This window comes from Streptomyces sp. NPDC059649 (genome assembly GCF_042734445.1).
In the GTDB taxonomy this organism is placed as follows: Bacteria; Actinomycetota; Actinomycetes; order Streptomycetales; family Streptomycetaceae; genus Streptomyces.
In genome coordinates this window covers 26059-40552 of record NZ_JBHWDV010000058.1, presented here as the reverse complement: position 1 = coordinate 40552, position 14494 = coordinate 26059, and the positions used below count along the sequence as shown (strand labels likewise).

11 protein-coding genes are annotated in these 14494 nt (G+C 72.0%); 4 read left to right on the top strand and 7 right to left on the bottom strand.

The features are described from left to right. Positions 1–154 precede the first annotated feature (154 nt). The 6 genes from ACFV1J_RS35050 to ACFV1J_RS35025 form a co-directional block, all read right to left on the bottom strand. The gene (locus ACFV1J_RS35050; RefSeq protein WP_385865108.1) at positions 155–724 is read right to left on the bottom strand and encodes a GNAT family N-acetyltransferase; all 570 of its coding nucleotides are present in this window, start codon (positions 722–724) and stop codon (positions 155–157) included. 126 nt (positions 725–850) lie between these two features. Then, positions 851–2095, bottom strand: coding sequence for an XdhC family protein (locus ACFV1J_RS35045; RefSeq protein ID WP_385865106.1), 1245 nt, complete (start codon positions 2093–2095; stop codon positions 851–853). Between the two features lie 41 nt (positions 2096–2136). Continuing rightward, a complete protein-coding gene (locus ACFV1J_RS35040; protein WP_385865105.1) occupies positions 2137–3624 on the bottom strand; it encodes an NCS2 family permease in 1488 nt (495 codons plus the stop codon). 244 nt (positions 3625–3868) lie between these two features. Continuing rightward, positions 3869–6256, bottom strand: a complete 2388-nt coding sequence (locus ACFV1J_RS35035) for a xanthine dehydrogenase family protein molybdopterin-binding subunit (protein ID WP_385865103.1) — start codon at positions 6254–6256, stop codon at positions 3869–3871. A gap of 5 nt (positions 6257–6261) precedes the next feature. Beyond that, positions 6262–6864 (bottom strand): (2Fe-2S)-binding protein, encoded by a 603-nt coding sequence (locus ACFV1J_RS35030; protein WP_385865102.1) that lies wholly within the window; start codon positions 6862–6864, stop codon positions 6262–6264. Beyond that, entirely contained in the window at positions 6855–7742 is an 888-nt protein-coding gene (locus tag ACFV1J_RS35025; protein WP_385865100.1) for an FAD binding domain-containing protein, read from the bottom strand. Before ACFV1J_RS35025 ends, ACFV1J_RS35030 begins: the two co-directional genes overlap by 10 nt. Positions 7743–8008: 266 nt before the next feature. Between ACFV1J_RS35025 and ACFV1J_RS35020 the strand changes: the two genes are divergently transcribed. From ACFV1J_RS35020 to ACFV1J_RS35010, 3 genes are all read left to right on the top strand, one after another. Continuing rightward, the gene (locus ACFV1J_RS35020; protein WP_385865098.1) at positions 8009–9670 is read left to right on the top strand and encodes a PucR family transcriptional regulator; all 1662 of its coding nucleotides are present in this window, start codon (positions 8009–8011) and stop codon (positions 9668–9670) included. A 693-nt stretch (positions 9671–10363) separates the two neighbouring features. Then, entirely contained in the window at positions 10364–11218 is an 855-nt protein-coding gene (locus ACFV1J_RS35015; RefSeq protein WP_385865097.1) for a hypothetical protein, read from the top strand. Positions 11219–11648: 430 nt separating this feature from the next. Beyond that, positions 11649–12524 carry a hypothetical protein gene (locus tag ACFV1J_RS35010; RefSeq protein ID WP_385865095.1) on the top strand — a complete coding sequence of 292 codons (876 nt, stop codon included), beginning with the start codon at positions 11649–11651 and terminating at the stop codon, positions 12522–12524. An 81-nt stretch (positions 12525–12605) separates the two neighbouring features. On the opposite strand, the gene ACFV1J_RS35005 is transcribed toward ACFV1J_RS35010, so the two are convergent. Beyond that, positions 12606–13304, bottom strand: coding sequence for a GntR family transcriptional regulator (locus ACFV1J_RS35005; RefSeq protein ID WP_385865093.1), 699 nt, complete (start codon positions 13302–13304; stop codon positions 12606–12608). A 186-nt stretch (positions 13305–13490) separates the two neighbouring features. Between ACFV1J_RS35005 and ACFV1J_RS35000 the strand changes: the two genes are divergently transcribed. Then, positions 13491–14330: a (2Fe-2S)-binding protein gene (locus tag ACFV1J_RS35000; RefSeq protein WP_385865091.1), complete on the top strand. Its 840-nt coding sequence runs from the start codon at positions 13491–13493 to the stop codon at positions 14328–14330. The last annotated feature ends 164 nt before the right edge of the window (positions 14331–14494 follow it).

Sequence of the window (14494 nt, the reverse complement as noted above, 5' to 3'; positions counted from 1 at the left end):
GGACGTAAAGCGAAGCAGTCCACACAACCGGCCCCGGAGGACCGTCACCGCACCCACAACAACCCAGCCCGCCGCAGGCGCAACGACGAGACGCCCCACGGCGGGACAGACAGGTACGTACGGGGGCGCCGCAAAGCGGCGGGGGCGGGGAGGATTACCGAGCGGTGCGGCTGCCGCCCGGTCGTGGTGACAGGGCCGCCATGACCAGGACGTCGTGCCATTCGCCGTCCCAGTAAAGCGCCTCGCGCAGCCGGCCCTCCACCTCGAAGCCGCACTTCTCGTAGGCCCGTCGGGCGCGCGGGTTGTAGGGGAAGACCTCCAGTTCGACGCGGTGCAGGCGCACCCGCTCGAAGGCGTAGGCCAACAGGAGGCGGATCGCCTCGGGGCCGATACCGCGGCCGGTGGCGGCGTCGGCGAGGGAAATGCGGAAGCTGCCGTGCGCGTTGTCCTTGTCGATCTGGCTCAGTGCCAGTTCGCCGAGGTAGCCGCCGGTTTCCCGGTCCTCGATGGCGAGGTCGAGGCGGTCGGGGCGCCCGGCGGCGGCTGCGCACCAGTCCTGCAGTTCGGGCAGCGTCCAGTCGCGGTGGGTGCCGGTCAGCCGGCGTATCCCGGGGTCCAGGAAGGTGGTGTGGAAGGCGTCCGCATGCCGGAGCGTGAGCGGTACCAGCCGGATCCGCTCGCCCGTGAGCACCGGCTTCTCGGAGAGGGCGGTGGCGTCGATCATGACGGGATGATGGCGGACGACGAACGGTGCGACAACCGTATTGCGGCGCCCCCGCACGTACCCGTCTACGGCGCCGCGGGGCTTGCTCACCGTGCCCCGGAGGACCGTCACCGCACCCAACACCCCCTAGTAGCCCGCCGCAGGCGCCACGGCGAGGCGCCCCGCGGCGGGAAAGCCAAGTACGTGGGAGGCGCCGCCAAGCGCAGCGTCACGGTGGATCGGCGTGTGCGCGCCCGTCAGCGGCGTCCCCGTGCCGCCGCGGCGGTTGGCGACGATTTCGGCGGCGATGGAGAGCGCGGTCTCCTCGGGGGTGCGTGCCCCGAGGTCGAGGCCGATCGGCGAGCGGAGGCGGTTGAGTTCGAGTTCGGTCAGGCCCACGTCGCGGAGCCGTTGCAGGCGGTCCAGGTGGGTGCGGCGGGAGCCCATCGCGCCGATGTAGGCGACGGGGAGTTTCAGCGCGCGCTCCAGCAGCGGTACGTCGAACTTGGCGTCGTGGGTGAGGACGCACAGGACCGTACGGCCGTCCAGGGTGCCCGCCGCATCTTGGGAGTCGAGGTAGCGGTGCGGCCAGTCGACGACGATCTGGTCGGCGTCCGGGAAGCGGGTGCGGGTCGCGAAGACGGGGCGGGCGTCGCAGACCGTGACGTGGTAGTTGAGGAATTTTCCGACCCTGACCAGCGCGGACGCGAAATCGATGGCGCCGAAGACGATCATGCGCGGGGCGGGGACGGAGGATTCGACGAGGAGGACGACCGGCTGCCCGCACTGCGAGCCGCCGGCGCCGATTTCGAGTGTGGTCGTGCGGCCCGCGTCGAGCAGGGCGCGGGTCTCCTCGATCGCGGTGCGGTCGAGGGCGGGGTGGCCGCCGAGGGTGCCCTCGTGGGTGCCGTCGGGGCGGACGAGCAGCGCCCGGCCGACGAGTTCGGCGGGGCCCTCGATGATCCGGGCGACCGCCGCCGCTTCCCCGGCGGCAGCGGCGGCCAGTCCGGTGGCGAGCGTGTCGGCGGTGCGGTCCGCCCACTCCCCCGCGGCTCCGCTGGGTGCGGAGCGCGGGGCGCCCGTCCGTATCGGCTGGACGAGGATGTCGATGATGCCGCCGCAGGTCAGGCCCACGGCGAAGGCGTCCTCGTCGCTGTACCCGAAGCGTTCCAGGACCGGTTCGCCGGTCCGCAGCGCCTCCTGGCACAGTTCGTAGACCGCGCCCTCCACACATCCGCCGGAGACCGAACCGATCGCCGTGCCGTCGCCGTCCACGGCGAGGGCGGCTCCTGGCTGGCGGGGCGCGCTGCCGTTGGTGGCCACGACGGTGGCCACCGCGAACTCACGGCCCTGCTCGACCCACCGGTGCAGCTCGTCGGCGATGTCCAGCATGTCGGTCTCCTTACGGATAACGGATGGGTGGATGCGGCGGATCAGTGGTGTACGCCCAGCCAGTTCTCGATCGGGTTGAGCGAGAAGTAGGCCAGGAACACCAGGGAGAGCACCCACATCAGCCAGCCGGGCTCGCGCCACTTGCCCTGCACGGCCTTGATGGCGACGTGGGCGAGGACGCCGGCCGCGATGCCCGCGGTGATGGAGTACGTGAACGGCATCAGGACCGTCGTCAGGAACACCGGGATGGCGGTCGCCGGGTCGTCCCAGTTGATGTGCTTGGCGTTGGTCAGCATCATCGAGCCGATCACCACCAGCGCGGCGGCGGCGACCTGGGTGGGGATGACCTGGGCCAACGGCGTGAAGAAGAGGCAGAGCGCGAAGCCCAGACCGGTGATGACGCTGGCGAAGCCGGTCCGTGCGCCGTCGCCGACGCCCGCGGTGGACTCGACGAACACGGTCTGGCCGGAGGCGCCGGTGAGACCGCCGAGGACTCCGCCCGCGCCGTCGATGGCCAGGGCCTTGTTCAGCCCGGGCATCTTGCCGTCCTTGTCGGCGAGGTTGGCCTGTTGGCCGATGCCGATGATGGTGCCCATGGCGTCGAAGAAGCCGGCCAGGACGAGGGTGAAGACGATGACGCCGATGGTGATGCCGCCGACGTTGCCCAGGCCGCTGAAGGAGACATGGCCCAGCAGTCCGAAGTCGGGGGTGTCGACGACGGATCCGGAGATCACCGGGGCGTTGCGGCCGCCCCAGTCCTTGACGGTCAGCCCGGCGACCTGGTGGACGATCGCGGAGAAGACCGTGCCGCCGACGATGCCGATGAGGATCGCGCCGGGGACCTTGCGGACCTGCAGCAGGAAGATCAGCAGGACGGTGAAGGCGAAGCAGAGCACCGGCCAGCCGGTGAGCATGTCGGCGGTGCCGAGCTGGATGGGCTTGGCGCCGGCCATACCGCCCGGGCCGGGCATGGAGGTGACGAAGCCCGCCTGGACGAGGCCGATGAGGCAGACGAACAGGCCGATGCCCATGGTGATGGCGTGCTTGAGCGGCAACGGGATCGCGTTCATGATCAGTTCCCGTGCGCCGGTGACCACCAGCAGAACGATCACGGCACCGTAGATGATGCACATCGCGAAGGCGTTGTCCCAGGTCATCTGCGGGGCGACCTGGAAGGACATCACGGCGGACACGCTCAGGCCGGCGGCCAGGGCGAGCGGGACGTTGCCGAGGAATCCCATGACGATGGTGGTGACGGCGGCGGCGAGCGCGGTGGCCGTGGTCACCTGGTCCGCGTTGAGGGTGGCGCCGGTGATGTCCTTCGTCGTCGTCAGGATCACCGGGTTCAGGAGGATGATGTACGCCATCGCCATGAAGGTGGTGACGCCGCCACGCACCTCCCGGCCGACCGTCGACCCTCTGTCGGATATGTGGAAGTACCGGTCGAGCCAGGACCGGCCGGCGGGCTGGCGCGAGCCGTTGCCCGCGTCTTCCGCCGTGGTCCTCGGCTCAGTGGACTGCTGGGTCATGGTGCCTTACTCCCAAGGTTCAAAGGGGCACTCGCAGCGTTGCGAGATTTGGGATGGATATTCGGCTGCACGACCCGGGGGACGGCCCGAGACGAACGTGGGGTACTGACTGCGGACGAGGCAGCAGCGACTGCGGTGGTGCGAGGGGGGAGGCTCCGGGCGGTGCACGGAGGAGGACGGACAGGGACACCCCTTGTCGCGTACCGCCCGGAGGCCGGGGTCCGGGGGCGTGCCCCCGGACGGCTCACTGGGTGCCGGTGAGGTGCTCCGGGCGCACCGGCGTCTTGTTGAGCTCCAGTCCGGTCGCGTTCCGGATCGCCGCGAGGACGGCCGGGGTGGACGACAGGGTCGGGGCCTCGCCGATGCCGCGCAGCCCGTAGGGGGCGTGCTCGTCGGCGAGTTCGAGCACATCGACCGGGATGGTCGGGGTGTCGAGGATCGTGGGGATCAGGTAGTCCGTGAAGGAGGGATTGCGCACCTTCGCGGTCTTGGGGTCGACGATGATCTCCTCCATGACCGCCACGCCCAGGCCCTGGGTGGTGCCACCCTGGATCTGGCCGACGACGGACAGCGGGTTGAGCGCCTTGCCGACGTCCTGGGCGACGGCCAGTTCGATGACCTTGACCAGGCCGAGCTCGGTGTCCACCTCGACGACCGCACGGTGTGCCGCGAAGGAGTACTGGACGTGGCCGTTGCCCTGTCCGGTGTGCAGGTCGAACGCCTCGGTGGGCCGGTGGCGCCACTCCAGTTCGAGCTCGACGGCCTCGTCCTCCAGGACGTCGACGATGTTGGTGAGGACCTCGCCGCCGTCGGTGACGACCTTGCCGTCCTCCAGGAGGAGTTCGGCGGTGGCCCAGGCCGGGTGGTACGAGCCGAACTTGCGCCGCCCGATCTCCAGGACCTTCTCGCGCACGGCCTCGCAGGAGTTCTTCACCGCGCCGCCGGTGACGTACGTCTGGCGGGAGGCCGAGGTCGAACCGGCCGAGCCCACCTGGGTGTCGGCGGGGTGGATGGTGACCTGCTGGACGCCGAGTTCGGTGCGGGCGATCTGGGCGTGGACGGTGACGCCGCCCTGGCCGACCTCGGCCATCGCGGTGTGCACGGTCGCGACCGGCTCGCCGTTGATGACCTCCATGCGCACCTTGGCGGTGGAGTAGTCGTCGAAGCCCTCGGAGAAGCCGACGTTCTTGATGCCGACCGCGTAGCCGATGCCGCGGACCACGCCCTCGCCGTGGGTGGTGTTGGACAGTCCGCCGGGCAGCGCGCGGACGTCGGCGCCCTCGGTGGTCTCCCACTGGTTCTCCGGCGGGAGCGGCATCGCCTTGACCCGGCGCAGGAGTTCGGCGACCGGGGCCGGGGAGTCGACCGGCTGCCCGGTCGGCATGATCGTGCCCTGCTCCATGGCGTTGAGCTGCCGGAACTCCACCGGGTCCATGCCCAGCTTCTTGGCGAGCTTGTCCATCTGGGCCTCGTAGGCGAAGCACGCCTGGACCGCGCCGAAGCCGCGCATCGCGCCGCAGGGCGGGTTGTTGCTGTAGAGCGCGATCGCCTCGATGTCGACGTCGTCGATGACGTACGGGCCGACGGAGAGGGACGAGGCGTTGCCGACGACCGCCGGGGAGGCCGACGCGTAGGCGCCGCCGTCCAGGACGATCTTGCACTTCATGTGTGTGAGCTTGCCGTCCTTGGTGGCGCCGTGCTCGTAGTAGAGCTTGGCCGGGTGCCGGTGGACGTGGCCGAAGAACGACTCGAACCGGTTGTAGACCATCTTCACCGGCTTGCCCGTGCGCAGCGCGAGCAGGCAGGCGTGGATCTGCATCGAGATGTCCTCGCGGCCGCCGAAGGCGCCGCCGACGCCGGAGAGCGTCATCCGGACCTTCTCCTCGGGCAGGCCGAGGACCGGGGCGATCTGGCGCAGGTCGGAGTGGAGCCACTGGGTGGCGACGTAGAGGTCGACGCCGCCGTCCTCGGCGGGTACGGCCAGGCCGGACTCCGGGCCGAGGAACGCCTGGTCCTGCATGCCGAAGGTGTACTCGCCCTTGACGATGACGTCGGCGCGCTTGGCGGCCTCGTCGGCGTTGCCGCGGATGATCGGCTGGCGGTGCACGATGTTGGGGTGCGGGACGTGACCGATGTGGTGGTCGTCGCGGTTCTCGTGGACCAGGACCGCGTCCGGCGCCAGGGCGCTCGCCTCGTCGGTGATCAGCGGCAGTTCGGCGTAGTCGATCTTGATCTTGGCTGCGGCGCGCCGGGCGGTCTCCGGGTGGTCGGCGGCGACCAGCGCCACCGGCTCGCCGTGGTGGCGGACCTTCTGGTGCGCGAGGACCGGGGTGTCCTGGATCTCCAGGCCGTAGTTCTTCACGTCGGTGGGCAGGTCGTCGTACGTGAGCACGGCGTAGACGCCCGGCATGGCCACGGCTTCGGAGATGTCGATCGACCTGATCTCGGCGTGCGCGACGGTGGAGCGCAGCGTCTGGCCCCACAGCATGTCCTCGTGCCACATGTCGGACGAGTACGCGAACTCGCCGGTGACCTTGAGGGTGCCGTCCGGCCGCAGCGTGGACTCGCCGATACCGGCCTTGGTCTTGCTGCCCTGGGTCAGCTCGGTGGGTGTGCGGGTGACACCGGCCATCGTGATCAGACCCCCTGTCCGGTGGTCGCGGCGGAAGCGGACTCACCGCGGGCGGCCGCGAGGCGGACCGCGTCGAGGATCTTCTCGTAGCCCGTGCAGCGGCACAGGTTGCCCGACAGCGCCTCGCGGATGTCGGCGTCCGACGGGGAGTCGTTGCGCTCCAGCAGTTCGTCGGCGGCGACCAGCAGGCCCGGGGTGCAGAAACCGCACTGGACCGCGCCGGCGTCGATGAACGCCTGCTGGATCGGGGAGAGTTCGGTGGTCTCGCCCGGCTTCGCCTGCCACTGCTTGGCGGCGTCGATGCTCGTGCCGGAGCTGCCGCAGGCGCCGCTCGCGCAGCCGCCGTGCTCGGCCCGCTGCTTGGCGTAGTCCGCCAGGCCCTCGACGGTCACCACCTCGCGGCCCTCGACCTGGCCGGCGGCGACCAGGCAGGAGCACACCGGCACACCGTCCAGGCGGACCGTACAAGAGCCGCATTCGCCCTGCTCACAGGCGTTCTTGGAGCCCGGGAGGCCCATCCGCTCGCGGAGGACGTACAGCAGGCTCTCGCCTTCCCAGACGTCGTCGGCCTCCTGGTGGCGGCCGTTGACGGTGAATGTCACGCGCACTGTGCGCTCCTCTCCTTGCCGCGGTAGGACTCCCAGGTCCAGCCGAGGGTGCGGCGCGCCATGATGCCGACCGCGTGCCGGCGGTACTTGGCGCTGCCGCGCACGTCGTCGATCGGGTTGCAGGCGCCGGAGGCGAGCTGCGCGAACTGCTTGGCCACGGACGGCGGGATGGGGTTGCCGGACTCCCAGAAGCCGCCCTCCTCCAGTGCCGCGGCGAGGAAGTCCTCGGCCTCGCGGGCCCGTACGGGGGTGGGTGCGGCGGAGCCGATGCCGGTGCGGACCGTGCGGGTCTCGGGGTGCAGGGCGATGCCGAAGGCGCACACCGCGATGACCATGGCGTTGCGGGTGCCGACCTTGGAGAACTGCTGCGGGCCGTCGGCCTTGGGCAGATGCACCGAACGGATCAGCTCGTCGGGCGCGAGGGCGTTGCGCTTGACGCCGACGTAGAACTCGTCGATCGGGATCATGCGGCGGCCGCGGACGGACTCGGCCTCGACCTCGCAGCCGGAGGCGAGCAGCGCGGGGTGGGCGTCACCGGCCGGGGAGGCGGTGCCGAGATTGCCGCCGACCCCGCCGCGGTTGCGGATCTGCGGGGAGGCGACGGTGTGGGAGGCGAGCGCGAGACCGGGGAGTTCGGTCCGCAGGTTCTCCATGATGTTGGTGTAAGGAACGGAGGCGCCGAGGCGCACGGTCTTCTCTCCGACCTCCCACTCGCTCAGGTCACCGATGCGGTTCAGGTCGAGCAGGTACTCGGGGCGGCGGTGGTCGAAGTTGATCTCGACCATCACGTCCGTGCCGCCCGCGATGGGCACAGCGGTGGGGTGCTCGGCCTTTGCGGCGAGCGCCTCCTCCCAGCTGGCGGGGCGCAGGAAGTCCATGGGTGGCCTCTTCTACGAAAAAGATGGGGTCGTTCGCTGCTCATGGTGAGGAGCCGGGGCCCTCGTCGCCATCGAGCCGTTCATGTCTTGTTCACGCGGTTGGACTCAGTGAACGCGCCCGGCACCCACCCGGTGCAGTCACCGAAAACATGAAGCGGTTGGCTGGCCAAGCCACCCGTCTTGTAGATTCGAACGAAAGACGAGGCTCTGAAACCTCGCGGCATTCCACCGGCAACACCAGACAGCAAAGAACGGCGGGCGAGGTCATGCGGCTCCGCGCACTCCTGGAAACCCACACCCTGGGCCTTCGGCTGCTCGGCGGCGAGGACGAACTGGACCGCACTGTACGCGGTGTGATGACCACGGACCTGCGGGATCCCAGCCGCTATCTCTCCGGCGGCGAGCTGGTGCTGACCGGTCTCGCGTGGCGCCGGGAGCCGGAGGACTCCGAACGGTTCGTACGGATCCTGGCCTCGGCCGGGGTCGCCGGGCTCGGCGCGGGCGAGGCCGAGCTGGGGTCGATCCCCGACGATCTCGTCCAGGCCTGCGCCCGGCACCGCCTGCCGCTGTTCTCGGTGGACGAGACGGTCTCGTTCGCGTCCATCACCGAGCACGTGGTGCGGCAGGTCTCCAGCGAGCGGGCCGGCGACCTGGCCGCCGTGGTGGACCGGCACCGCCGGCTGATGACGTCGGGCCCCACGGGCGGCGGCCCGGAGGTCGTCCTGGACCTGCTCGGCTCCGACCTGGACCTGCGGGCGTGGGTGCTCTCCCCCACCGGCCGGCAGATCGCCGGATCGACGCTGGCGGGCTCCGGGCCCGAGCTGCCCGCCGACCTGGCCGCCCGGCTCGCGGGTGAGCATCTGGCGGCCGCCCGCAGCGGCCGGCGCGGCCCCCACCGGGTCGGCCTGGACGGTGTCACGTACTCGCTGTTCCCGATCCGTCACGAGAGCCGTGACCTGCGGCAGACGCTGCTGAGCGACTGGCTGCTGGCGGTCGAGGCGGACGCCGGCGACTGGTCCGAGGAGCGGCTCGACCTGCTGCACGGCGTCACCCAGCTGATCGCCGTCGAACGGGACCGGCGCGACGCCGCCCGTACGGTCCGCCGGCGGCTCGCACAGGAGGTGCTGGAGCTCGTCCAGACCGGTGCGCCGCCCGCCGAGATCGCGGCCCGGCTGCGGGTCGCGGCGCCGGTGCTGCTGCCCGGCCTGGGCACCGCCCCGCACTGGCAGATCGTGGTGGCCAGGGTCGAGTGGGAGGGCGGCGATCTGCCCGGCGGCCCGGTGGCGCAGTCCCTCCTGGAGGAGGTGCTGGTGGACCCGGGCACCTTCGGGCCGGAGCCCTCCGACCGGATCGCGGTGGCGCACACCGGCGACGAGGCGGTGGCGCTGGTGCCGCTGCCGGTCCCGGACGAGCCCGGTGACGGCTCGGCGGCCGGCCTGCACGCCGATGCGCTGCTCTCCGTCGTCCGGGAGCCGCTGGGCCGCGGGCTGGACGGCGACGGACGGCTGACCGTCGGGGTGAGCGCCTCGGTGCACTCGGCGGAGGGGCTGCGCGGTGCCCTGGAGGAGGCCCGGCACGCCCGCCGGGTGGCCGCGGCCCGCCCGGGCCGGGTCTGCGCCGCCGGCCACGAGGAGCTGGCCTCGCACGTCCTGCTGCTCCCGTTCGTCCCCGACGACGTCCGCCGCGCCTTCACCGCCCGCCTCCTCGACCCGCTCCGCGACTACGACCGCCGGCACCGCGCCGAGCTGATCCCCACCCTGGAGGCGTTCCTCGACTGCGACGGCTCCTGGACCCGCTGCGCCACCCGCCTCCACCTGCACGTCAACACGCTCCGCTACCGGGTCGGCCGGATCGAGCAACTGACGGGACGGGACCTGTCGCGCCTGGAGGACAAGCTGGACTTCTTCTTGGCCTTGCGGATGAGCTGAGGGGCGGCCTGAGGGGGGAGGGTCGGTGGAGCTGGTTCGGCTTGTGGCCCGGGGGGGGTCGGCTTGGGGTTGCTCACGCCGGGGGTTCGGCTTGGGCCTAGAGGCTCCGCTTGGGCCGGGCGTTCGGCTTGCGCCGAGAGGTTCCGCTTGGGCCGGTGGGGCCGGTGGGGCTGGTCGGGGTGGGCTGGGCGTGAGCGGTCGGGGTCAGCGGCCGGGCGTGAGCGGCCGAGCGTGAACGGCTGGCGTGAACGGCTGGGCGCGAGCGACTGGGCGTGCGGATTCCGCGGGCCGGCTCGTCGGCCAGGCCGCCGCATGGGCCGGGCCGGCGTGGGGGCCGGGCCCGGCGTGTAAGCCAAGCCAGCAGAGGCCGGGCCGGTCACGGGCCCGGTGCGCACTGCCCCGCGCCCACCCGCCACCGTTCCGGAATCGGCCATTCGGGGTAACCCGAACGGGCGTCATCGCGCCAACTCCAAAGGGTGACTCACCGCCCCCGCCACCGCACGACGGCCCCGCGATGGCCCCGCGACAGGCCCGTTCAGGGCCGCCTCGCCCCTCCGTACCGGCCACGGCGCGATTGTGAATTCATTCACCCACCCCCTTGGCCGCACCACGGAATCCGTGCTGAGATTCGCCCAGGCTTCCTGTTTCCAGCTCAATGGCGCGCTCGGGGAGGGCAATGTGGCGGATACCGCCATGCCAGGATCCGCGGATGCCGCGGATTCCGTCAGTTCCACCGATCCGGTATCGCTCGCGGTACCAGCACCGGCACCCGCACCGGAAGTACCGCCAGCCAGAACGGTCGAGGGGGACGATCCCCTCGACCGTGCTGTTTGGCGGCTGCGCTCCCGTGGCTGTTGGGACGACGCGGCCGCACTCCTGGAACCACACTCCGCCCGTCACGCCCCCGCCGCGCTGCGGCGGGCCGCGCTTCTGGTGGAGCGCTGCATGTTCACGGCCACCGGCTGGGCCCAGGCGGAGGACGCACTGCGCGCCGCCGAGGCGCTGGCCGGCGACGACGACGAGCGGGGCGGCGCGGCCTGCGAACGCGGCCATCTCGCCTACGCCGCAACGGTGTTGGGCGTACGGGACCGGGCCGACGAGGCCCGTTCGGCGCTCGGTCGGGCGGCCGCGCTGCTCGCCCCGACCGCGCCCGGCCGCCCGCTGCTGGACTTCCGGCGCGGGCTGATGGCCGAACACGTCGCGGACAGCCCGGACTCGGCCCGCGCCGCCTACCGCCGTGCGCACGCCGGCGCCACCGCCCAGGGCGACACCCTTTTGCTGTCGTTCACCTGGCGCCATCTGGCCGGACTCGCCCTGCGGGACGGGGAGTTGACGGAGGCCCGGCACGGGTTCGCCGAGTCCCTGCGGATCCGCGAGGAACTCGGCTTCCTCGTGGGTACGGCCCCGGCGCTCGCGGCACTGGCCGACGCCGCCCCGGAGGACGACGCGGACCGCCTCCGCGCCGAGGCCGCCCGCCTCTTCCGCCTCATGGGCGGCGTCCCGACCTGGCTCGCCGACCACCTTTCGACGGCCACGGCAGCCACGTAACGCGACAAGCAGTGGGCCCGGGGCACCCCGTAAGACCCCGGGCCCCGGAGCGCCCCAGAATCACCCACCACGGCCCGCCGACCCGCCCTCCCCCAAACCCACCCCGCCCCCCATCCCCCACCCGACCGGGACATGTCAAGGCCCCGTCGTCGGCCATGCCCCTATTCGCTGCGAATGGCTGGAACGAGTCTGTCCTGGCGGCGGATCGGCCGGGGCGCGACGGTCGGTTGGTGGCGGTCTGTGGCGGTGCGAGGGACGAACCGTGAGGTGGGCGACGCGCACCGGCCGGGTGGGCGGCGGGGATGCGACGTGCCCCGTCTGCCACGAGAATGGCCTCAAGTCGCACTGTGAGCGGGCGGTGCGGCCTGGATGCTGGTCCAGGACCAGCTGGGCCCCTTCCCCATCGACAGAGTCCACCAGGAGGCCATCTGTGGCAGCAGGAGTGACCAACACGACCGCTGGAACCGACTGGGGCAAGGCGGATTTCGAGGCGATCTACAACTGCCCTGATCCCCGTCGGTACTTCACCACACTGCAACCCCTGGAGTACCAGATTCCGCACCACGGCCAGGCGGTGTTCCGCGCGCTGGCCGAGAACCTGCGACGACGCCGCGGTGATCGCCCCCCGCTGAGCATCGTGGACCTGTGCTGCTCATACGGGGTCAACGCGGCGCTGCTCAACCACCGGCTGTCCCTGACCGACCTCTACGCGCGCTATGCCGGATACCGCCCGGACGGTCCGACGACCGGCCAACTGATCGACGAGGACCGAACGTTCTACGCCACCCGGCGACGCGCCGAAGCCGTGCGGGTGACCGGCATCGACGCGGCGGACCGGGCCGTGGGGTACGCCCGCGCGGTCGGGCTGCTCGACCACGGGTTCGCGGAGAACCTGGAGCTCGACGAACCGAGCGCGGAGCTGCGCGCCGTACTGGCCGGCACCGATCTGATCACCGTCACCGGCGGCGTCGGCTACATCACCGCCCGTACCTTCGGCCGGCTCTTCGACTGTGTGAGCCGGCCGCCCTGGGTCGCGGCGTTCGTGCTGCGGACGGTCTCCTACCGGCCGGTGTCCGACCTGCTGTCCCGGGCCGGGCTGGTGACCGAGCAGCTCACCACCCGTACGTTCCGCCAGCGGCGGTTCGCCGACGCCGACGAGCGCCGCGCGGCGTTCGAGGCGCTGGCCCGGCGTGGGCTGTCCATCGCCGGCAAGGAGTCCGACGGCTTCTACCACGCCGACTTCTACCTCTCCCGGCCGGCCGCCGAGGTCGCGGAGCTACCTCTGGCGGAACTGCTGCCCGGCTGAGCGAGTCGGGTCAGGTGGTCGAGCCGGATCAGGTGGACGAGTCGGGTCAGGTGGAGGAGCCGGCCCCGCCGCCGCACGCCGTCAATGCGGGTGCCGGGCCACCGACACGTGCTCCCGGGCGATGCGTTCGGCGACCGTGTACTCCTGGGCGATCAGGGCGTCGAGCAGGGCGGTGTGCTCGGAGGCGTCGGCCAGTAGCTCGGCGGTGCGCAGCCGGGTGCCGCCGGCCGCCGACCACTGGGCGCGGCGGAGCAGGTCGCCGGTGACCTCGGTGAGCCGGCGGTTGCCGGTGAGCGACATCACGGCCTGGTGGAAGGCGTGGTCGGCCTCGGCGTAGTCGGCGCGGTCGCCGCGGGCGGCGGCCGCGACGCCCGAGGCGGCGAGCGGGCGCAGCTCCTCCCAGCGTTCCGGGGGCAGCGCCCGGGCCAGCCGGACGATCGCGGGCACCTCCAGCATGGTGCGGACCTCGGCCAGCTCGGCGAGGTCGCGGGAGCTGCGTTCGGCGATCCGGAAGCCTCGGTTGGGCACGACCTCGACGGCGCCCTCGCCGGCGAGCTGCTGCATGGCCTCCCGGACCGGGGTCGCGGACACTCCGTAGCGCTCGGCGAGGGCCGGGCCGGAGTAGACCTCGCCGGGGGCCAGCTCACCGTCGACGAGGGCCCGGCGCAGTGCGGCCAGCACCTGGGCGCGGACCGAGTGCCGCCGGGGCGCGGCGGGACCGGGCTGCGCGGGCACCCAGGCCCGTGCGCGCGGCTGCTGCTCCGCTGTGCCCTGCTCCATGGCGGCTCCTTCTGACATTCCCAGCACGATAGGCGGCCTTGGCGATAGTTCAAATCCGGAAGGAGCGGAACGGCCGGTCCTGGCCCCCTTACAGGTGGTGCAGGACTGGCTCGCGAAGGGCACGGGTAAGGTTTCGGATAAGGTAAGCCTTACCTGCCCAACGCTCGCGATTCGGTGGTCACCCCCATGGCTTCTGCCCTCGCCGCCCCGCCCGTCACGCACCCCGTCGCCGAGTCCTACGCGCGTCTCTCCGCGGTGTTCCCCGGCCTGCGGGTGTCGCTGTGGGACGCGGCGCCGCCGACCGGGGACGGCTGGGTGTGCGCGGCCGGGCTCGCGGCCGGCGGGGAGGCCCTGGAGTCCTTCCTGGCCTGGGACGCCGCCCAGATCCAGCGGGACTACGGGCAGTCCGCCCGGCCGGACGTCGTCGCCAGTTTCGCGCTGCACCGTTACGCCTGGCCGGCCTGTCTGCTGATCACCATCCCGTGGTTCCTGCACCGCCGGGTGCCGTACCTGCCCGTGCAGGACGTCTGCTTCCAGCGCGAGCTGGGCCGGATGGCGGTGCGCATCGGGTCGTTCGGGTGCCTTCCGGACGACCCGGCGGCGGCGCTGCCCGGTGCCCGGGTGGTGCCGGACGAGGAGGCCCTGCGCGCGGAGGTGCGGGCGGCGGTGGCGGGGCATCTGGCGCCCGTCCTGGAAGGTTTCCGCCGGCGGATGCGGCGCGGTCCGCGGGCGCTGTGGGGCATGGCCTCCGACGAGATCGTCGAGGGGCTGTGGTACCTGGGGCACCTGCTGGGCGAGGAGCCGCGCGCGGTGGCGGAGCTGGAGCGGCTGCTGCCGGGCGCCACCGCCCCGTACGTGGGCGGCGCGGGATTCCGTACGCTGACCGGTCCGGACGGGGCGGCGCTGCAGACCCGGGACCGGGCCAGCTGCTGCATGTTCTACACGCTGCGCCCCGAGGACACCTGCATCACCTGTCCGCGCACCTGCGACGCTGAGCGCCTCACCCGTCTCACCGCAACCAGCTGACCCCCACACCACCCGTTCGGGTCGCCGCATTCGAACTCAACTCGCCGTGCGCATACGGAAGTTCGAGGGCGGCGTCCGCTATCTGCCGGTCCTCCGCCTCCTTGGCGTTCTCTTGCCCCGAAAGCCCTTGGGGGCCGAGTGGATTCCGCCAGGATGTCGCGCGA

Coding starts and splice junctions, on each gene's coding strand:
- ACFV1J_RS35050 (WP_385865108.1), bottom strand. CDS start 724: ATGATCGACGCCACCGCCCTCTCCGAGAAGCCGGTGCTCACGGGCGAG.
- ACFV1J_RS35045 (WP_385865106.1), bottom strand. CDS start 2,095: ATGCTGGACATCGCCGACGAGCTGCACCGGTGGGTCGAGCAGGGCCGT.
- ACFV1J_RS35040 (WP_385865105.1), bottom strand. CDS start 3,624: ATGACCCAGCAGTCCACTGAGCCGAGGACCACGGCGGAAGACGCGGGC.
- ACFV1J_RS35035 (WP_385865103.1), bottom strand. CDS start 6,256: ATGGCCGGTGTCACCCGCACACCCACCGAGCTGACCCAGGGCAGCAAG.
- ACFV1J_RS35025 (WP_385865100.1), bottom strand. CDS start 7,742: ATGGACTTCCTGCGCCCCGCCAGCTGGGAGGAGGCGCTCGCCGCAAAG.
- ACFV1J_RS35020 (WP_385865098.1), top strand. CDS start 8,009: ATGCGGCTCCGCGCACTCCTGGAAACCCACACCCTGGGCCTTCGGCTG.
- ACFV1J_RS35015 (WP_385865097.1), top strand. CDS start 10,364: ATGCCAGGATCCGCGGATGCCGCGGATTCCGTCAGTTCCACCGATCCG.
- ACFV1J_RS35005 (WP_385865093.1), bottom strand. CDS start 13,304: ATGGAGCAGGGCACAGCGGAGCAGCAGCCGCGCGCACGGGCCTGGGTG.
- ACFV1J_RS35000 (WP_385865091.1), top strand. CDS start 13,491: ATGGCTTCTGCCCTCGCCGCCCCGCCCGTCACGCACCCCGTCGCCGAG.